Annotated in this window: 20 protein-coding genes; 17 read left to right on the top strand and 3 right to left on the bottom strand. The window is 48.1% G+C overall.

Translation table 11 applies throughout. The features are described from left to right. Positions 1–83 precede the first annotated feature (83 nt). The 10 genes from udp to tatC all read left to right on the top strand — a co-directional run bounded on the left by udp (position 84) and on the right by tatC (position 8730). Positions 84–839, top strand: a complete 756-nt coding sequence (gene udp / locus AYY17_RS07440) for a uridine phosphorylase (RefSeq protein ID WP_067422630.1) — start codon at positions 84–86, stop codon at positions 837–839. 191 nt (positions 840–1030) lie between these two features. After that, a complete protein-coding gene (locus AYY17_RS07445) occupies positions 1031–1810 on the top strand; it encodes a tyrosine-protein phosphatase (protein WP_067422632.1) in 780 nt (259 codons plus the stop codon). 23 nt (positions 1811–1833) lie between these two features. Further along, positions 1834–2367 (top strand): DedA family protein, encoded by a 534-nt coding sequence (locus AYY17_RS07450; protein ID WP_067422634.1) that lies wholly within the window; start codon positions 1834–1836, stop codon positions 2365–2367. 137 nt (positions 2368–2504) lie between these two features. After that, positions 2505–3899: a DNA recombination protein RmuC gene (gene rmuC, locus AYY17_RS07455; protein ID WP_067422636.1), complete on the top strand. Its 1395-nt coding sequence runs from the start codon at positions 2505–2507 to the stop codon at positions 3897–3899. A gap of 91 nt (positions 3900–3990) precedes the next feature. Beyond that, on the top strand, positions 3991–4746 hold the full coding sequence (ubiE, locus tag AYY17_RS07460) for a bifunctional demethylmenaquinone methyltransferase/2-methoxy-6-polyprenyl-1,4-benzoquinol methylase UbiE (RefSeq protein ID WP_067400708.1): 756 nt from the start codon (positions 3991–3993) through the stop codon (positions 4744–4746). Position 4747: 1 nt separating this feature from the next. Next, a complete protein-coding gene (locus AYY17_RS07465) occupies positions 4748–5422 on the top strand; it encodes a ubiquinone biosynthesis accessory factor UbiJ (protein ID WP_067422638.1) in 675 nt (224 codons plus the stop codon). Continuing rightward, on the top strand, positions 5409–7046 hold the full coding sequence (ubiB, locus tag AYY17_RS07470) for a ubiquinone biosynthesis regulatory protein kinase UbiB (protein WP_067422640.1): 1638 nt from the start codon (positions 5409–5411) through the stop codon (positions 7044–7046). The genes AYY17_RS07465 and ubiB overlap by 14 nt, the downstream gene beginning before the upstream one ends. Positions 7047–7151: 105 nt before the next feature. Continuing rightward, entirely contained in the window at positions 7152–7412 is a 261-nt protein-coding gene (gene tatA / locus AYY17_RS07475) for a Sec-independent protein translocase subunit TatA (RefSeq protein WP_067422642.1), read from the top strand. A gap of 3 nt (positions 7413–7415) precedes the next feature. Next, entirely contained in the window at positions 7416–7952 is a 537-nt protein-coding gene (tatB, locus tag AYY17_RS07480) for a Sec-independent protein translocase protein TatB (protein ID WP_067422643.1), read from the top strand. A 22-nt stretch (positions 7953–7974) separates the two neighbouring features. Beyond that, positions 7975–8730 (top strand): Sec-independent protein translocase subunit TatC, encoded by a 756-nt coding sequence (tatC, locus tag AYY17_RS07485; RefSeq protein WP_067422645.1) that lies wholly within the window; start codon positions 7975–7977, stop codon positions 8728–8730. Positions 8731–8806: 76 nt separating this feature from the next. Here the strand turns inward: tatC and rfaH are convergent, their stop codons facing one another. Then, positions 8807–9298, bottom strand: a complete 492-nt coding sequence (gene rfaH / locus AYY17_RS07490) for a transcription/translation regulatory transformer protein RfaH (protein ID WP_067422647.1) — start codon at positions 9296–9298, stop codon at positions 8807–8809. 205 nt (positions 9299–9503) lie between these two features. Here rfaH and pepE point away from each other — a divergent pair, with 205 nt between their 5' ends. The 3 genes from pepE to fre all read left to right on the top strand — a co-directional run bounded on the left by pepE (position 9504) and on the right by fre (position 12485). Next, positions 9504–10229, top strand: a complete 726-nt coding sequence (pepE, locus tag AYY17_RS07495; RefSeq protein ID WP_067400727.1) for a dipeptidase PepE — start codon at positions 9504–9506, stop codon at positions 10227–10229. A gap of 73 nt (positions 10230–10302) precedes the next feature. Further along, positions 10303–11775, top strand: coding sequence for a 4-hydroxy-3-polyprenylbenzoate decarboxylase (gene ubiD, locus AYY17_RS07500; RefSeq protein WP_067422649.1), 1473 nt, complete (start codon positions 10303–10305; stop codon positions 11773–11775). A gap of 8 nt (positions 11776–11783) precedes the next feature. Next, positions 11784–12485, top strand: a complete 702-nt coding sequence (gene fre, locus AYY17_RS07505) for an NAD(P)H-flavin reductase (RefSeq protein WP_067422651.1) — start codon at positions 11784–11786, stop codon at positions 12483–12485. Between the two features lie 116 nt (positions 12486–12601). On the opposite strand, the gene fadA is transcribed toward fre, so the two are convergent. Together fadA and fadB are read right to left on the bottom strand one after the other, a co-directional pair. After that, on the bottom strand, positions 12602–13768 hold the full coding sequence (gene fadA, locus AYY17_RS07510) for an acetyl-CoA C-acyltransferase FadA (protein WP_067422653.1): 1167 nt from the start codon (positions 13766–13768) through the stop codon (positions 12602–12604). A 7-nt stretch (positions 13769–13775) separates the two neighbouring features. Beyond that, on the bottom strand, positions 13776–15953 hold the full coding sequence (gene fadB, locus AYY17_RS07515; protein WP_067422655.1) for a fatty acid oxidation complex subunit alpha FadB: 2178 nt from the start codon (positions 15951–15953) through the stop codon (positions 13776–13778). A 298-nt stretch (positions 15954–16251) separates the two neighbouring features. On the opposite strand from fadB, the gene pepQ reads away from it, so the two are divergent. Genes pepQ through hemG form a run of 4 tightly spaced genes read left to right on the top strand, consistent with a single transcriptional unit; the run spans position 16252 to position 20220 of the window. Next, complete coding sequence (pepQ, locus tag AYY17_RS07520) at positions 16252–17586, top strand: Xaa-Pro dipeptidase (protein WP_067422656.1); 1335 nt, start codon at positions 16252–16254, stop codon at positions 17584–17586. Next, positions 17586–18212 carry an IMPACT family protein gene (locus AYY17_RS07525; RefSeq protein ID WP_067422658.1) on the top strand — a complete coding sequence of 209 codons (627 nt, stop codon included), beginning with the start codon at positions 17586–17588 and terminating at the stop codon, positions 18210–18212. The genes pepQ and AYY17_RS07525 overlap by 1 nt, the downstream gene beginning before the upstream one ends. Positions 18213–18231: 19 nt before the next feature. Further along, a complete protein-coding gene (trkH, locus tag AYY17_RS07530) occupies positions 18232–19683 on the top strand; it encodes a Trk system potassium transporter TrkH (RefSeq protein WP_067422660.1) in 1452 nt (483 codons plus the stop codon). 12 nt (positions 19684–19695) lie between these two features. Then, positions 19696–20220: a menaquinone-dependent protoporphyrinogen IX dehydrogenase gene (gene hemG / locus AYY17_RS07535; RefSeq protein ID WP_067400743.1), complete on the top strand. Its 525-nt coding sequence runs from the start codon at positions 19696–19698 to the stop codon at positions 20218–20220. The last annotated feature ends 159 nt before the right edge of the window (positions 20221–20379 follow it).

Here is a 20379-nt window from a genome sequence, read left to right on the forward strand (position 1 = left end):
AAGTGGTGATAATAATCACTAAATTACATGCGACAGCACGCTACAGTGTCTTTAATAATCATTTTTTCGATAAGGAGTTCAGGATGGCTGATGTGTTTCATTTAGGTTTGACCAAAGGTGACTTACAAGGTGCAACACTGGCTATCGTGCCGGGCGATCCTAACCGGGTTGAAAAAATTGCCCGTCTGATGGACAAGCCGGTTCACCTCGCATCCCTGCGTGAATTTACCTCATGGCGCGGTGAAATTGACGGTAAAGCTGTGATTGTCTGCTCAACCGGTATCGGCGGTCCTTCTACCTCTATTGCAGTGGAAGAACTGGCGCAACTGGGGATCCGCACCTTCCTGCGTATCGGCACCACCGGGGCGATTCAGGAAAATATTAATGTCGGTGATGTCCTGGTCACGACAGCTGCTGTACGCCTTGATGGCGCGAGCCTGCATTTTGCACCGATGGAATTCCCGGCTGTGGCAGACTTTGAATGTACCACTGCGCTGGTTAATGCCGCGAAAGCCGCAAAAGCAACCGTACATATCGGTGTAACCGCCTCTTCTGATACTTTCTATCCGGGCCAGGAGCGTTATGACACCTTCAGTGGTCGTGTCACCCGCCGTTTCAAAGGCTCGATGCAAGAATGGCAGGAAATGGGCGTGATGAATTTTGAAATGGAATCAGCCACACTGCTGACCATGTGTGCCAGCCAGGGGCTGCGCGCCGGGATGGTCGCAGGGGTTATCGTCAATCGTACTCAGCAGGAAATTCCTGATGAAGCGCGGATGAAGAAAACCGAAGCAAACACCCTGGATATCGTGGTAGCCGCCGCCCGCCATCTTATTTAATCAGCCTGCTTTCAGTCAATCTGCCGCATCTCCGGTCTTTCCGGGGCTGCGGTTTTTTATTCATCTTTCATAATGCAAATCTGATAAAGTAATTGCTCTGATCACACTGATAATAATGATATAGCCAACGTCATTCAGGATGCAGGCAACGAACCTGCGGTTTGAATGAATAAGGGTATAAAGAGGGATTAATGACCAGACAAACACTACATCCGTCGGTACTGCCGCTTGACGGCGGGATCAATTTCCGTGATTTGGGGGGCAAAGTTCTGCCGGACGGCAGCAAAATTAAACCGGGACTTTTATATCGCGCCGGTGCCCTGGATCGCCTGAGTGACAATGATTTAACCCGCCTGACGGAACAAAACCTGTTTCAGATCCTGGATTACCGGGATCGCGGCGAAATCACTGATAAACCGGATCGCCTGTGGAATGGCGCGTTGTACACTAACGCCCCGGCAAATCCGATGTCAAAAGAGGTGGATGCTAACCTCGAAAAGCTCGGTGACGATGCACTGACCGAATTTGATCCGAAAGCCTTTATGCTGCGCCTGTATGAGCTGCTGCCGCTGAACAATCCTGCTTACCATACTCTCGGCAACATGCTGTGCCAGCCGGAAAAAGGCGGTATTGTGCAGCACTGTGCAGTCGGTAAAGACAGAACCGGTGTCGGCTCTGCGCTGGTACTGTTTGCGCTGGGTGCAGATACTGACATGGTGATGGAAGATTATCTGCTGACCAATGACACTCTGGCGCCGTATCGCGATGAGCTGCTGTCTGAACACGCGAAAACTATGCCGGACGATGTGGTGGAAAAATTCGCCTATGTGTACTCAGTTCAGACTGACTTCCTGAATACGGCACTCAAAAGCATTCATTCGCATTATGGCAGCATTGATATCTGGCTGGCGAAGGATATAGGTCTGACGACGGCAGTCCGTGATAAAATCCGCAATCATTTCCTCGAATAATATCCGCTGGAAAGGGGGTTTTTCTGACACTGACTGACATTATTACTATTGTGACCGCGTTTGTCCGTGAGCATGAATATTGGGCATTACCGGTCATTTTTGTGCTGGCGTTCGGTGAATCTCTTGCGTTTCTCTCCCTGCTGTTTCCGGCAACCGTGATCCTTCTGGGGGTCGGCGCGCTGATTGGTGAAGGCGGGCTGAGTTTCTGGTCTGTCTGGCTGATGGCGGCCTCCGGTGCGTTTTTCGGCGATTGGATCTCCTATTACGTCGGTTACTATTATAAAGACGGTGTCCGTAAAATGTGGCCGATTTCCCGCTCCCCGCAAACTCTGGTCAGAGGGCATCAGTTCTTTGAGAAATGGGGAATATGGGGCGTATTCGTCGGCCGGTTTTTTGGTCCTCTGCGTGCCGTTATCCCGCTGGTAGCGGGGATCTGCGCTATGCCGCAGCGCTATTTTCAGATAGCCAACCTGCTTTCTGCCATGGTCTGGGCGTTCGGATTATTAGCCCCCGGCGCGTTCGGGCTGCACTGGATAGCAAAACTGATGGGAGAGTAATTTTCCGTTTCACCGGTTTACATCTGTTTTTGCGTGACGCGCCGAAAAAATAGTCCGTCCGATAAAAGATAGTGGACATCTGTACAGTGGTATTTTACCGTAAGCGGCGTAAGACATACGCAGAGGAGACAGCCATCGTGGATATTCAGTGGCTCTATGGTTTTATCGGAATTTTAAGTGGTGTTCTGCTGGGCGGCGGTATTGTCTGGTTCAGTTTGCAACAGCGGCTGGCAGAAAAAAACCGCACGCTGAATGAGAATACCGGACAGCTTGCGGTACTGGAAGAAACCCGGCGTCAGGCGGCGTACTGGCAGAATTCGCACGAACAAAGTGAACAGGCATTACAGAATGCCCGCAATATCAGTGCGCAACAGGAAGCTGAAATCCGTGAACTGAGCACCCGTCTGGAAGAGAGCCGTCTGGCGGCGGAAGAAAAACAGCGCCTGCTGCTGAACAGTGAACAACGCCTGAATACCCAGTTTGAAAACCTTGCCGCCCGTATTTTTGAACAAAACGGCCGCCGGACAGATGAACTGAACCGGCAGAGCCTCTCTTTGCTTTTACACCCTTTTCGTGAACAGCTGGATAATTTCAATCGTCAGGTACAGGAGAGCTACAGCCAGGAAAGCCGTGAACGGCATACGCTGACTCATGAAATCCAGCGCCTGCAACAGCTGAATCTGCATATGGCACAGGAAGCGGTGAATCTCACCAATGCCCTGAAAGGGGACAATAAAATGCAGGGAAACTGGGGGGAAACTATTCTCGCCCGTATCCTTGAAGCCTCCGGTCTGCGCGAAGGTCATGAATTTGCCACCCAGGTAAATCTGAAAAGTGAGCAGCAAAACCGTTATCAGCCGGATGTGGTGATTTATCTGCCGCAGAATAAACAGGTTATTGTGGATGCGAAAGTCTCGCTGGTGGCTTACGAGCGCTATTTTAACAGTGATACGCAAGATGCCCGCAGGGCCGCACTGACTGAGCATATTAACTCTGTCCGCCAGCATATCCGCGGGCTGAGTCATAAAGCGTACCAGGATTTAAACGGGATAAATTCACTGGATTATGTACTGATGTTTATCCCGGTCGAACCCGCGTTTCTGGCGGCTGTCGGGCAGGAGAGTACCCTGTTGGATGATGCGCTGAGAAGTAATATTATGTTAGTCAGCCCGTCGACACTGCTGGTGGCATTGCGGACAATATCCAATCTCTGGCGCTATGAACATCAGCATGAAAACAGTCAGGCGATAGCACAGCGTGCTGCCCGGTTATATGACAAGCTCCGGCTGTTTGTTGAAGAGATGGAAGGCATCGGCAGCGCGCTGGATAAAGCACAGGGCACTTATCACGACGCGATGAAAAAACTGACCACCGGCAGGGGAAATCTGTTGTTACAGGCAGAAGGTTTCCGTGAACTGGGTGTGGAAGTAAAACGCCCGCTGGATGAAAATCTGGTAAAAAAATCCCGGCTGAGTGAAGAGCAGGAAACACAGCAGTATACGTCCTCCGGGGATCCGGCTAATTTCTCATAACAACACAATGCGCATAGGGTTTTGCGGTAAAGGCTGATACACTTTTGCGATTATTAAACCGTGTGCACAGGCAAAACAGGCAATATAAAGAATGGAAGAGCAATCCCGGGATAAAATCGATTTTGGTTTTCGCACTGTTAACAAGAGCGAAAAAGAAGGTATGGTGGCAAACGTCTTTCATTCTGTTGCTGCAAAATATGACCTGATGAATGACCTGATGTCTTTTGGCATCCATCGTATCTGGAAGCGTTTTACTATTGACGCCAGTGGTGTGCGCCGTGGTCAGCGGGTGCTTGATTTAGCCGGGGGAACCGGTGATTTTACAGCAAAATTCTCCCGTATGGTCGGTGAAACCGGGCAGGTTGTTCTCGCGGATATCAATGATTCCATGCTGAAAATGGGCCGCGAAAAACTGCGTAATAACGGGATTATCGGTAACGTCAGTTATGTTCAGGCCAATGCAGAAGAACTGCCGTTCCCGGATGATTACTTCAATTGCATTATCATCTCGTTCGGGCTGCGCAATGTTACGGATAAAGACAAAGCTCTGCGTTCCATGTTCCGCGTATTAAAACCGGGCGGACGTCTGCTGGTCCTGGAATTTTCCAAACCGGTTATTGAGCCGTTGAGCAAAGTATACGACGCTTACTCATTCCATATTCTTCCACGTATCGGGCAGGCGGTTGTCAATGATGCCGAAAGCTATCGTTACCTGGCTGAATCTATCCGCATGCACCCGGATCAGGGTACCCTGAAGGGAATGATGGAAAATGCCGGTTTTGAACAGGTATCCTATACCAATATGACCGGCGGTATTGTCGCACTGCATAAAGGGTTCAAATTCTGATATGACTGATCCGTTTGCTGAAAACGCACCGTCTTCCGTCAGTCCGCACGCGCTTTATCCTGTCATTGCCGGCTTTCTGGAAACCGTACTGAATCAGCTTCTTTACCGTGAAGCTGTTCTGAAGCCGGCCCGCGTCCGCCTGACCGGGAAAACTCTGGCTCTCTGTCTGGCTGAGCCGGAAATGCAATTCACACTGATTTTCAGTGAAAAACAGCTGGATGTTATCTCCCGTTGGGAAGATTCGGCTGACTGTGTGCTGCAAACCCGGTTTATGACCCTTCTGAAGCTGAGAGATAAACAACAGCTTTCAGCGCTGATCCGTAGTGGTGATATCACTATTGACGGAGATATGCAGGTTATTCAGCACTTTTCAGCACTGCTGGATATGGCTGAGTGGGATCCCGCTCATTATCTTGCGCCGTATCTTGGTGATGTTGCAGCACAAACACTGACACAGATTGCCGTGAAAGGCGGACAATTTATCCGCAGCGCAGTTTGCCGTCAGAAAGATTATCTGTCAGGTGCGGTGACCCGCGAATGGGCATTAGCACCATCGGCACCGGAAGCCGCTCATTTCTGTGATGAAGTGTCCTCAGCGGCACAAGCCGCCGCAGAACTTGATGTGCGTCTTTCCCGTCTGGAAAAGAGAGCAGGAACCGGGCATGAGACCGAGTGAGATTAAACGCCTTTATTTTATTATCCGTACTCTCCTTGCTTACGGTCTGGATGAACTCATCCCGAAAAACCGGCTGAGCTGGGCTATCCGCCTCTGGCGTCGCTCACTTTTCTGGATGCCGAATAAGCATAAAGACAAAGCATTAGGTGAACGTCTTCGTCTTGCATTACAGGAGCTGGGACCGGTCTGGATTAAATTCGGGCAGATGCTCTCCACCCGCCGGGATCTGTTTCCGCCTGCCATTGCTGACCAACTTGCTCAGTTGCAGGATCGTGTATCCTCTTTTGATGGTGCACTGGCAAAGAAAACAATTGAAGATGCGATGGAGGGGCCGGTTGAAACCTGGTTTGATGATTTTGATATCACTCCGCTGGCATCTGCGTCTATCGCTCAGGTTCATACTGCGGTTCTGAAAGAAAACGGGCAGGCAGTTGTCCTTAAAGTGATCCGCCCTGATATTCTGCCGGTTATACAGGCAGATATTCATCTGATGTACCGCCTGGCGGGGATGATCCCGCTGTTACCGGATGGCCGGCGTCTGCGCCCGAAAGAAGTGGTACGTGAATACGAAAAAACGCTGTTGGATGAACTGAATCTGCAACGTGAAGCGGCAAATGCGATTCAGTTGCGGCGCAACTTTGAAAACAGCCCGATGTTGTATATTCCGGAAGTGTATCCGGATCTCTGCCGTGAAAATGTGCTGGTGATGGAACGGATCTACGGGATCCCTGTCTCTGATATTACAGCACTGAATGCGCAGGGAACGAATATGAAGCTGTTAGCCGAACGTGGCGTACAGGTCTTTTTTACCCAGGTATTCCGTGACAGTTTTTTCCATGCGGATATGCATCCGGGTAATATTTTTGTCAGCCGGGAGCATCCGGACGATCCGCAGTATATCGGCATCGACTGTGGCATTGTCGGCTCACTGAATAAAGAAGATAAGCGTTATCTGGCCGAAAATTTTATCGCTTTTTTTAACCGGGATTACCGGAAAGTGGCGGAATTACATGTCGATTCCGGTTGGGTTCCGCCGGATACGAATGTTGAAGATTTTGAATTTGCCATCCGTACTGTCTGTGAACCTATTTTTGAAAAACCGCTGGCGGAGATCTCATTCGGACATGTTTTGCTGAACCTGTTTAATACAGCGCGCCGGTTTAATATGGAAGTACAGCCGCAGCTGGTTTTATTGCAGAAAACACTGCTGTATGTCGAAGGTCTGGGACGACAGCTTTATCCGCAGCTGGACTTGTGGAAAACAGCAAAACCCTTCCTGGAATCATGGCTGAAAAGTCAGATTGGTATAAAAGCGGTGATCCGCGGGATAAAAGAGAAAGCGCCTTTCTGGGCTGAAAAACTTCCGGAGTTACCTGAATTGGTGTATGACAGTCTCAGGCAGCAGCGCCGTTTGTTGTCTGGTGTTGAGCGGCTGACTGAGCAGATGAAACAGCAGCAGGCGACACAACGGAAAGTCAATTTTGCTCTGGGTGTCGGCGCAACCTTATTTATCTGTGCAAGCCTGTTTTATCTTGCCGGCGCTCCGCGCGCACCCTGGATTCTGATGTCCTTCGGTGCTGTGAGCTGGGTAACAGGATGGTGGCAATCAGGTAAAATGAAGTAAAGATTGAGTTAAAACAAAGTTTCAACAGGTGTTGCGTATTTCCGTATATGCCTGTCGTTGTATATAATGAAGATAGTAGGTCCATATCAAATTGAGGTAAAACTAATGGCTGGTATTAATATTTGGCAATTGTTAATTATTGCTGTAATTGTTGTTCTCCTGTTCGGAACGAACAAGCTTCGTTCACTGGGTTCTGATTTAGGGGCTTCAATCAAGGGCTTTAAAAAAGCTATTGGTGATGAAGATCAGAACAAAGCAGAAAGTACGACGGCCAGTAAAGACGCTGATTTTGAACAAAAAAATATTGCTGAAAAGAAAACTGACTCGTCTGAACAGTCTGAGAATAAAAACAAAGAGCAGGTATAACCCGTGTTTGACATCGGTTTTGGTGAACTGATTTTAGTAATGGTCATCGGGCTTGTTGTTCTGGGGCCGGAACGTCTCCCGGTTGCTGTGAAAACAGTCGCCGGCTGGGTTCGTGTTTTACGCTCAATGGCTGCCAATGTGCAGAATGAGCTGACTCAGGAACTGAAACTTCAGGAATTGCAGGATAATCTGAAGAAGATGGAAGAGCAGGCCGGTACCATTATTTCACCTGAATTGAAGGCATCTATGGATGAGCTGAAAGGGGCTGCCGATTCACTGCGCCGTTCTTATCAGGAGCCGGTGGATTCTCTGAAAAAACAGCTTGATCCGGAAGCACTGGCTGACAGGGAACTCGATCTTTCTGCGATTAATTCAGCACCATTGCCTTCTGCCGGCAAACCGTCTGCGGATAGTACGGCTCCGGTGACACAGTCGACGATCCCTGATGCAGAAGTACCGGTTTCTCCGGTGTCGGTGGTAAATGAAACGGAACATACCCCGTTATCTGTACCTACGGCGTCAGATTCACGGAAACATTAAATGATTACGGTAAAAGCATGTTATGGCTGTTGAAGAAACGCAACCGCTGATCACTCATTTAATTGAATTACGCAAGCGCATTCTCAACGCTCTGATTGCGGTCTTTGTTGTTTTTGTTGCGCTGGCGTATTTCTCAAATGATATCTATCAGCTGGTATCATCGCCGTTGGTGAGTAAATTGCCGCAAGGCTCGAACATGATTGCAACGGATGTTGCATCCCCGTTCCTCGCGCCGATAAAACTGACCATTATGGTCTCTATTTTTATCTCAGCGCCGTATATCTTGTATCAGGTCTGGGCTTTTATTGCCCCGGCACTGTACCGGCATGAACGCCGGTTGTTAATGCCGTTACTGTTTTTCAGTACGGTTTTATTTTACATGGGAATGGCGTTTGCTTACTTTGTCGTTTTCCCGCTGGCATTCGGATTTTTTACATCCACGGCACCTGCCGATGTGGTCATTGCGACAGATATTAATAACTATCTGAGTTTCGTCATGGCACTCTTTATGGCATTCGGGATCTCTTTTGAAGTGCCGATTGCGATTATTTTGCTGTGCTGGAGTGGTGCCACAACAGTTGCATCATTAAAACAGAAGCGTCCTTATATCCTGGTTGGTGCATTTGTTGTCGGAATGCTTCTGACGCCACCTGATGTGTTTTCGCAGACATTGCTGGCGATTCCGATGTATCTTCTGTTTGAGGTTGGTGTTTTCTTTGCCCGTTTCTACGCGCCGAGAAATAAAGCAGCATCACAGGATGAAGAAGCTGAAGAGTAACTAAAACAGCGATGTGAAACAAAAAACCACCATTCATTATGGTGGTTTTTTGTTTCTGCCCGCAGTGACAGGAAAATCAGATTTTCTTCACAAAGCTGGTGTTATCCACTTTTTTTGTCAGCTCTTTACTTATCAGCGTCAGTAAAAGAACAGAACGGGTTTCGCCGTCCGGCTCCTGATAAATAGCCTCCAACCCTCTGAACATACCTTCAGTTATCTCAACAATATCGCCCTGCTGTGGTACATCCTGTTCGGATATATTGATGCACTCAGCAAGTTTTAGTTCACTAATTAATGAAGCGGGAACAACCGCCGGTAATGTACCGAAACGGATAAAGTGATTAACACCGCGCGTTGAGTTAATTGTTGTTGTATGAATAATTTCCGGTTCAAAAGAAATAAAAAGATAATTCGGAAATAATGGTTCATTTACTATGATCCTCTTACCTCTGACTACTTTTTCTATATTGGCCATAGGGGTCAGACATTCCACCTGTTGCCGCTGCAAATGCTCCATTGCCCGCGGAAGCTGACCGCGTTTGCAGTATAATAAATACCAATCCTTCATTGTCATACCTAACACAGATGGTGTACATATATAGCTAAGATGATAACAAATTTGTTTTGCTATTTATGCAATAAATGATGCTTTAAGATAAATGAATACGGTTTTTACTCATGCATGAATAACTTTTTACCGTAAAATAGCGTCGTTTAATGAGTATGCAAAATACAACGCGATTTATAAATTCAAAACAATAAAGGTAATGTTGATGAACGTTTTTTTACTCAGCAATGGCAAACTTTCCGGTAATCCTCAGTGGCTCAGTTATGCGCAGGAGCGAATCAAAAAGATGATTGATACCCGCGGGATCCGTTCGGCGGTATTAATAGCGTATGCGGTTATCCGCGGCGATCATGACCAGCGCGCCCGTGAATTGTCCGATGCGCTGGGAATTGATGTCACCTGTATCGAACATTTTGATTCCGCTGTTCAGGCGATAGAAAATGCAGAATGTATTCTGGTCAGTGGCGGAAATACCTGGCTGCTGAATCAGATGCTGCATGAAAACGGGTTGGTCGTGCCGATTCAGCGTGCAGTTCGTGAGCGAAATATTCCGTATATCGGCTGGAGTGCAGGGTGCAATGTCGCCACGCCGAGTATCAGAACCACAAATGACATGCCGGTACGTAACAGTGTGATTATGCCGTCTCTGGGACTTTTTCCGGTACAGATTAATCCTCACTACATTGATGCGGCTATCAGCGGGCATATGGGTGAAACGCGTGATGAGCGTATTGCTGAATTTTGTGCGGTCAATCCGCAAGAGATTGTTGTGGCTTTGCGTGAAGGCAGTGGTCTACACATTTGTGATAATGAATTACATTATTTCAGTGGTAAAAATGAAGGGTTTAAAATCTTTCAGCACAACAAAACGTTCCCTGAACAATTTGATACAAAAGCACTGACTGAATGGGTGCCATTTACGTGTTTGTAATCCGCATGCTTGTAACAGTGTGGGGGATTCCTATAATAGAAACCCATTCTTCTGCGGACAGGCTGATAACACAATGAAATATCGGGACCTGAGAGATTTTCTCTCCATTCTTGAAAAACAAGGCGAGCTGAAGCGGATCCGGACAGAAGTCGATCCTTACCTCGAAATGACAGAAATTGCGGATCGTACACTGCGTGCGGGTGGGCCTGCTTTGCTGTTTGAAAATCCGAAAGGGTATTCAATGCCGGTGCTCTGCAATTTGTTCGGAACGACGAAGCGCGTTGCGATGGGAATGGGGCAGGAGGATATCAATTCACTGCGTGATGTCGGGAAATTGCTGGCATTTCTGAAAGAGCCTGAACCGCCGAAAGGTTTCCGGGATTTGATCGACAAGCTGCCGAAGTTTAAGCAGGTACTGAATATGCCGACCAAACGCCTGAGTTCAGCGCCCTGCCAGGAGAATGTATTTACCGGGGATGATGTTGATCTGACGAAAATACCGGTTATGCATTGCTGGCCGGATGACGCTGCACCGCTGATTACCTGGGGGCTGACAGTTACCCGCGGACCATTTAAAGAGCGGCAGAATCTCGGTATTTACCGCCAGCAGGTGCTGGGTAAAAATAAACTGATTATGCGCTGGTTATCTCATCGTGGCGGCGCACTGGATTTTCAGGAATGGTGTCAGGCACATCCGGGTGAGCGTTTTCCGGTTGCGGTGGCATTAGGCGCAGACCCTGCGACCATCCTTGGTGCGGTCACACCGGTTCCGGATACATTATCTGAGTATGCATTCGCCGGTTTATTGCGTGGTAATAAATCAGAAGTGGTCAAATGTATTTCCAATGATCTGGAAGTCCCGGCGGGTGCGGAAATCATTCTTGAAGGCTATATTGAGCCGGGTGAAATGGCGCCGGAAGGGCCTTATGGTGATCACACTGGTTACTATAATGAAGTTGATGATTTTCCGGTCTTTACTGTCACACATATTACACAGCGGAATTCACCTATCTATCACTCGACCTATACAGGTCGTCCGCCGGATGAACCGGCAACATTAGGTGTGGCTCTTAACGAAGTTCTGGTGCCTATTTTACAAAAACAGTTCCCTGAAATTGTGGATTTCTATCTGCCGCCGGAAGGGTGTTCTTATCGTCTGGCCGTTGTGACCATGAAAAAACAGTATGCGGGTCACGCTAAGCGGGTAATGATGGGAGTTTGGTCGTATTTACGGCAATTTATGTACACTAAGTTTGTTATAGTCTGCGATGATGATATTAACGCGCGTGACTGGAATGATGTAATCTGGGCGATCACGACTCGGATGGATCCGGCACGTGATACGGTCATGATAGAAAACACTCCGATTGATTACCTTGATTTTGCCTCGCCGGTATCAGGGCTGGGCTCAAAAATGGGGCTGGATGCCACAAATAAATGGCCCGGCGAAAGTTCGCGTGAGTGGGGAAAACCGATTGTGATGACCGACGAAGTCAGACAACGGGTTGACGCCTTATGGGATGAATTGAATATTCTCAATAATTGAGGGAGCACATGGCAACGCTAAACTGCAAAGTTACCTCTGTTGAATCTATAACGGATACGGTATACCGCATAAAATTGTTACCTGATGGTGATTATTCATTTAAAGCCGGTCAGTATTTACTGGTGGTAATGGATGAACGGGATAAGCGCCCGTTTTCTATGGCATCAGCACCGTCATCGCAAAAAGAAATTGAGCTTCACATTGGCGCATCCGAATTTAATCTTTATGCCATGGCGGTAATGGACAGGATCCTGGATAACCGTCAGGTAACTATCGATTTACCTCACGGAAAAGCATGGTTTCGTGAAAATAGCCGGGCACCGATGCTGCTGGTAGCCGGCGGAACAGGTTTCTCTTATACCCGCTCAGTTTTGCTGGCGGCTCTGGAGGAAAATCCTGCGCGTGATATTACGTTTTACTGGGGTGCAAGAGAACATGTCTATCTTTATGATCTCGGCGAACTTCAGTCTCTGGCAGAGACACACCCTAACCTGAAAATTATCCCGGTTGTTGAACAGCCTGATGAATCGTGGCGGGGAAGAACCGGTACCGTACTCAGTGCCGTACTTGATGATTTCGGGTCACTTGCAGGAAAAGATATCTATATTGCCGGTCGTTTTGAAATGGCAAAAATTGCCCGTGAGCGTTTTTGTCAGGAGCGGGCTGCTGATGTTAACCGCTTGTTTGGTGATGCTTTCGAGTTTATTTAAAAATCTCCGGCAGCGGAAATACGGTAGTAACCGCCGGAGAAATGACTGCATTTCAGACTGTTAACGACTCACCACACTGTACCGTGGCGGGTCGTTTTTGTTTTCCGGCATGTTTGTCAGCCGGGGAGCCGTTCAATGACTGTTGCTATTCCCTGACCAAAGCCGATGCACATGGTTGCCAGGCCGAACTGAGCATCCTGTTGTTCCATCACAGTCAGCAGTGAGGTGATGATCCGCGTACCGGAGCAACCAAGCGGATGCCCAAGTGCAATAGCGCCGCCGTGAAGATTAACTCTGTCATCATAATTTTCTGCTAACCCGAGTCCTTCCAGACAGGCAAGTGCTTGTGCGGAAAAGGCTTCATTCAGCTCAATGACAGCAATATCATTGAGTGTCAGTCCGGCTTTTTTCAGCGCAAGGAGTGTCGCCGGAACCGGACCATATCCCATCAGCGCCGGTTCACAACCGACAACGCTCATTGATCTGACGACTGCACGGGGTGTTAATCCCTGTTCCCGCGCGTAGTGCTCACCAGCCAGCAGCATAACAGATGCACCATCAGAAATTGCTGATGAATTACCGGCGGTCACGCTGCCGTTTACCGGATCAAATACCGGGCGCAGAGCGGCGAGTTCGGCAAGATTACTGTTTTCCCGGACAGTTTCATCCCGCAGGGCAGTGACTGGTATGCCCGCCGGGTTGTGTCCGGATACCGGATGAATTTCACGGGAAAATTTCTGTTCTCTGAAAGCTTGTGCGGCCCGCTGATGTGAGCGTAGTGCAAACTCATCCTGCGCCGGGCGGCTTATCGAGAATTGCCGTGCCAGAACTTCGGCTGTCAGTCCCATAATGCCTGAGGCTTTAGCCGTATGAATTGCTGAGGCGGGATTATAATCGATACCCTGTGTCATCGGGATATGCCCCATGTGTTCCACGCCCCCGGCTAATACTAACCGGCCGTCCCCGGTCTGAATCAGCCGGGCGGCATCATGCAGTGCCTGCATGGACGAGCCACACAGCCGGTTGACGGTTACTGCAGGAACATGTTGCGGAATATCTGTCAGTAACGCGGCATTACGGGCAACATTAAAACCTTGCTCCCCGGTTTGCTGTACACAGCCCCAGATAATATCATCAATGTCTTCAGCATTGATATTATTGCGTTTTATGATTGCATTCATCACCTCTGCGGAGAGATTCTCTGCCCGTACATGCCGGAAAATACCGCTTTTTGAACGTCCCATTGAGGTGCGGAGACCATCAACAATCATGACTTTTTCCATATAAACCTCACTGTTTCTCAATCGGGTTACTACCCGGCTGCGGATAATAGGATGTATTACCGACAGCATGAGCCAGCAGACTGTCAGGTACAGCATAAAGCGGCCCGAGTGCACTGAAGCGATCGGCTTTTTCACAAAATGCCCGTGTACCGGTGTCATCAAGGTAACGAAAAGCACCGCCGCGGAACGGCGGGAATCCCAGCCCGTAAACCAGCGCTAAATCCGCTTCTGCCGGACTGTTGATAATACCTTCTTCATAGCAGCGGACGACTTCATTCACCATCGGGATCATCAGACGGTCAATAATATCGTCTGCTGAAAACGTACGGGGAGTGCGCCCGAGAGGGGTGAGTATAGAGTCAAGCTGTTCATCCGGCTGCTTTTGCAACCGCCCTTTAGCGTCAGCAGTGTGGTGGTAAAACCCGATACGGTTCTTCTGCCCGAGTCGCTTCAGGTCTGCGAGCAGACTGATAACATCCGGTGATGATACTGCCATCCGATCCGGATAGCCTTCAGCCATAACTTGCTGTGCGTGGCTTGCCGTATCCAGCCCGACAACATCCAGCAGCAGTGCCGGTCCCATCGGCCAGCCGAATTCCTGCTCCATAACCCGGTCAACCACCTGAATATCAGCACCGTCAGACACCAGCCGGGAAAACGCATTCAGATACGGGAAGAGTACACGGTTAATAAAAAAACCGGGGCAATCACCGACAACAACCGGTGTTTTTCCCATTTTATGGGCGTAGTGAACAACGGCTGCAATGGTACTGTCTGATGTTTTTTCTCCGCGGATAACTTCGACCAGTGGCATTTTCGGCACCGGGTTAAAAAAGTGCATACCGCAGAAATTTTCCGGACGTTTCAGTACCTGAGCCAGTTTGTTTATCGGAATAGAGGATGTATTTGACGTAAGAATACAACCGGTACTGACCTGCTGCTCAACGTCAGCAAGTACCTGCTGTTTGACGGATATATTTTCAATGACGGCCTCAACAACAATATCGCATTCATCCATTCCGTCATATTGCAGAACCGGACGGATAGCCGCCCGTATCATCGCGGCTTGCGGTAATGTCAGTTTTCCTTGCTGACACTGTTTTTCCAGCAGTTTTGTTGCTTCATCAATTCCTGCCTGAAGGGCTGCCGGCTGAATATCTTTTAATATTACGGGAATACCGTTACAGGCTGACTGATAAGCGATGCCTCCTCCCATGATCCCCGCACCAATAACGGCGGCCTGTTTTGGTGCATCATGCTGGGTTATCAGACTGCGGGTGATCCCTTTTACATATTGCTCATTCAGAAAAAGAGAAACCAGAGCACGCGCACTTACTGTTTTTGTCAGCGGAATAAAATGTGCGGCTTCACAGATAAGTGCCTCATCACGGGGCATCTCTGCGCCTGCTTCAATAGCATTTACGGCCGCCATCGGTGCCGGGTAATGTTTTCCGGCTTTCTGCCGGACCAGACCTTTTGCCGGGATAAAACTCATTTGCAGTTCCGCCGGACTGAGCTGTAACGGCGATATTTTTTGCCGGCGCCGGGCGCGCCAGTCCTGAGAACCGGAAATTGCCTGTTCCAGTAGCATCAGTGCGCTGCTTATTAGTTCAGTATCAGGAACAATGCCGTCAATCAGTCCGAGTTTCAGTGCTTCAGGAGCGGTAACTGTTTTTCCCTGCGTAATGAGTTCCAGTGCATTATCACAACCAATCAGCCGTGGCAGACGGACAGATCCTCCGAAACCGGGCATTATGCCGAGTTTGGTTTCCGGAAGACCAATACATAAATTCTCTGTTGCCAGGCGGTAATCGGTGGTCAGTGCGCATTCACATCCTCCGCCAAGTGTAAATTTCCGTAGTGCGGAAACGGTCGGTACGGGGAGGTCTTCCAGGCGGTTAAATAACTGATTTGCAAAATTCAGCCAGGTGGCAAGCTGTTCTTCCGGTGCATCAAACAGCGCAATAAACTCAGTGATATCAGCACCGAGAATAAAGCTTTCTTTTGATGAGGTGATGATAAGCCCTTTCAGATGTTCTGTTTTTTCAAGACAGGTAACGGCTTCATTTAATGAAGCAATCGTACGGGTATCCAGCTTATTTATCGCATCCTGCGCATCAAAAACAAGTTTTGCAATTCCCTCTTTTTCCCAACTAATCTTAATCGATTCACTGTGACAGAGCATACGATTCTCCTTAATCAGCTTCATTACCGGTGAAGAATGAAAATAACATGTGGTATGACCAGCTAAGGCAATTGTGATTTTTTTGTTAATAAAAGCAAATTAAATGATGATTTTTTGCGCTAAAGATCACGCTAAATGTTTTATCAGACCGAAACAGAACAATAATTTTTCGTGATATGCCGAAGATCCGGGCTAAGTGATTGACGCTCTGACAAGGCATGTCATAGTCGGCATATCCATGATCACGGAGATCATGCTAAGCTTTTATCACTATCATAATGAAAAAAGGTCATTTCCCATGGAAAAACCAGCATCTCTTTACCGTGAGCACATCGCAACTCTGTTACAACGTACGCGGGATATTCTCGCGCGTGAGAAACTGGATTCGTTACTGATTCATTCCGGTGAACCTCTGAGAATATTTCTTGATGATCGTGATTATCCTTTTAAAAGTAATGTACATTTTAAAGCATGGGTGCCGGTAACGGATGTCCCTCATTGCTGGCTGTGGACGGATGGCGTGAACAAACCGAAAGTATGGTTTTATTCACCTGTTGACTATTGGCACAGTGTTGAAGCATTACCATCATCATTCTGGACAAATGATGTAGAGATCATTCATCTGAAGAATGCCGGAGATATCGCAGAACACCTGGCATCGCTAAATAAAACTCATACGGCGTATATCGGACCAAATATCGAGCGTGCGGCATCGCTGGGTATCAATGACAACAATATTAACCCGAAAGCGGTACTGGATTATTTTGCATTCCACCGTTCATACAAGACGGATTATGAACTGGCTTGTATGCGGGAAGCACAAAAAATGGCAGTGAACGGTCATCTGGCCGCACACGAAGCATTTTTATCCGATCTGAGTGAATTTGATATCAATATGGCGTATCTGATGGCAACCGGGCATCGTGATACTGATGTTCCTTACGATAATATTGTTGCTATCAATGAAAATGCCGCTGTTTTACATTACACCAAACTGAATAAAAGTCCCCCGCGTGAGCGTCGCAGTTTTTTAATTGATGCCGGTGCGGAATATCATGGTTATGCAGCGGATTTGACCCGTACTTATGCGGCTAAGCCGGATAGTGAATTTGCACAGTTGGTTCATGACCTTAATAATGAGCAGCAGGGGCTTATCGGTAATATTAAAGCAGGGGTTCGCTATACGGACTACCATGTTCAGATGCATCACCGAATCGCAAAATTACTGAAAAAACATAAGATTATTAACGGAATGTCTGAAGAGGCTATGGTCAGTGAAGGTGTAACAACGCCATTTTTACCTCATGGTTTAGGTCATCCGCTTGGTTTACAGGTCCATGATGCCGCCGGATTTATGCAAAATGATCAGGGTGAACACCTGGCAGCACCACAAATGTATCCTTTCCTGCGTTGTACGCGTGTCCTCGAGCCCCGCATGGTATTAACGATCGAACCCGGACTCTATTTTATTGAATCGTTACTGGCACCATGGCGGGAAGGTGCATTCAGTCAGCACTTTGACTGGAAGCGTATTGACATGTTTAAGCCATACGGCGGGATCCGTATTGAAGATAATATTATTATCCATAACAATAGTGTGGAGAATATGACGCGGGATCTGAATCTGTTGTAATGAAATCGTATCTTATCCCGGCTGAGCCGGTCATGTTTACTGAAGAAATAAAAAAGAGTCGTTTTATCACCCTGTTGCAGCATACGGACGGGGTGGATGATGCGAAGCAATTTATTCAATCTGTGAAAGATGAGTACCCTGATGCCCGGCACCATTGCTGGGCATTTGTTGCAGGGCGCCCGGATGACTCACAAAAATTGGGCTTTTCGGATGACGGAGAACCAACCGGAACAGCAGGAAAGCCCATTATTGCTCAGTTACTCGGTAGTGAAATCGGCGAAATTACAGCTGTGGTTGTCCGTTATTTCGGCGGAATTAAATTGGGTACAGGCGGACTGGTTCGTGCATACGGGAATGGTGTTCAGCAATCATTAAAATTATTGATAACAAAGATAAAAGTCCCGCAAGTATTATGCGAAGTAACCTGTGATTACAGCTTTATTAATCAGATCGAGCTGCTGGTCCGCCAGGTGGAAGGCACCGTTATTAACAGTGATTTCGGTGCGGATGTGACGTTACGGATATCGATTCCCGCTACCTTACTGAGTGAGGTTGGTGATAAATTACGTGACCTGAGCCGGGGAATGCTCGAACTGACATGTCTTGATGACATTCCCGGAAATTGATTTCTAAGGACACTGCTGCATGCATTTTCGTGCCATAACCCGTATTGTCGGGTTACTTGTCATTATGTTCTCTGTCACCATGATCATTCCCGGGATCGTGGCGCTAATTTATAAAGATGGTGCCGGTAAAGCGTTTAGCCAGACGTTTCTCACTGCACTCATTATCGGGTTACTGCTTTGGATCCCGACGCGGAATAATAAAAGTGAATTAAAACAGAAAGAAGGCTTTCTGATTGTTGTTCTCTTCTGGACGGTGCTGGGGAGTGTCGGGGCACTGCCGTTTATATTTTCAGAACGCCCCAATCTTTCGGTGACAGATGCGTTTTTTGAATCATTTTCAGGATTGACCACAACGGGCGCAACCACGCTGGTCGGGCTGGATACGTTACCCAAGGCAATTTTGTTTTATCGCCAGATGCTGCAATGGCTTGGCGGGATGGGGATCATTGTCCTGGCTGTGGCTATTTTGCCGCTTTTAGGTGTCGGGGGAATGCAGTTGTACCGTGCAGAAATGCCCGGCCCGCTGAAAGATAACAAAATGCGGCCGAGAATTGCTGAAACGGCGAAAACACTCTGGCTTATCTATGTTTTCCTGACCATCGTTTGTGCCATTGCGCTGTGGTTTGCAGGCATGGATGTCTTTGATGCGATATCACACAGTTTTTCCACTATCGCAATTGGCGGTTTTTCAACGCATGATGCCAGTATCGGGTATTTTAACAGTCCTGCAATTAATACGATTATTGCTATTTTCTTGCTGATCTCAGGTTGTAACTATGGTCTGCACTTTGCAGTACTGACCGGGCGAAGCCTGGGTGTTTATTGGCGGGATCTTGAGTTCCGGATGTTTATCTCGATTCAGTTTGTTCTGGTCGTGATCTGCGCATTGGTTTTATGGCGATTCGGTGTTTATGCTACGGAGGGGCAAACCCTCAACCAGGCTTTCTTCCAGGTAGTCTCCATGGCGACGACTGCCGGGTTCTCAACAGACAGCTTCTATAAATGGCCGCTGTTTTTACCGATGTTACTTCTGTGTGCGGCTTTTGTCGGGGGATGCGCAGGATCAACCGGCGGGGGACTGAAGGTTATCCGTATTATGCTCTTGTTCCTGCAGGGGGCGCGTGAACTGAAGCGCCTGGTTCATCCGAATGCCGTTTATACTATTAAGCTTGGCAGAAGGGCGTTACCGGAACGGATTATTGAAGCTGTCTGGGGGTTCTTTTCAGCCTATGCACTGGTTTTTGTTGTCAGCATGCTGTTGCTTATCGCAACAGGTGTCGATGAATTCTCTGCATTCTCGGCTATTGCGACTACGCTGAATAATCTCGGGCCGGGTCTTGGCACATTGGGTGAAAACTTCACAACACTGAATCCTGCCGGGAAGTGGATCCTCGTGGTGACAATGTTGTTTGGTCGTCTGGAAGTCTTTACCTTACTTGTTTTGCTGACGCCAACCTTCTGGCGTGATTAACGGAGTTTTTTCATGTCGTATTTGTTGCTTTACTCCAGTCATGACGGACAAACTAAAAAAATCGTCACACAGATTGCCTTACATCTGCGTAAGGCCGGAATGCAGTGCGATGTCCGTTCCTTACAGGAAGGACATGCACTGAATCTGGCACCCTATGAAAAGATACTGGTTGGCGCATCTATCCGTTACGGGCATTTTAATCGTGCTCTGAACCGGTTTGCGAATTTGCATGCTGCACAAATGAATCAGATGAAAACAGCATTCTTCGGCGTAAACCTGACAGCACGTAAACCTGAAAAGCGGACACCACAGACAAACCTTTATGTACGCAAGTTCCTGGAAGCTACACCCTGGAAGCCGACGGTCAGTGCTGTATTTGCCGGTGCGTTGCTGTACCCCCGCTATCGCTGGCTGGATCGCGTAATGATCCGTCTTATAATGAAGATGACAAAAGGGGAAACGGATACCACGAAAGAGATCGAGTATACAGACTGGGAGCAGGTTGAAGCCTTTGCAACTGAGTTTGCTCATATTTAAACCGGAATCTGGTATTTTTGCCCGAAATGCAACCGGATCGGGTGATTTTTCTGCAAACAGAAAAAAAATTGAAATTAGCCCTTGCGGTCAGACAGAAACTCCCTATAATGCGCCCTCACTGACACGGAACAACACGCTGACAAGCGCGCCGACAGTAGA

Origin of the sequence: Morganella psychrotolerans, from assembly GCF_001676055.1 — a bacterium.
Taxonomy (GTDB): domain Bacteria; phylum Pseudomonadota; class Gammaproteobacteria; order Enterobacterales; family Enterobacteriaceae; genus Morganella; species Morganella psychrotolerans_B.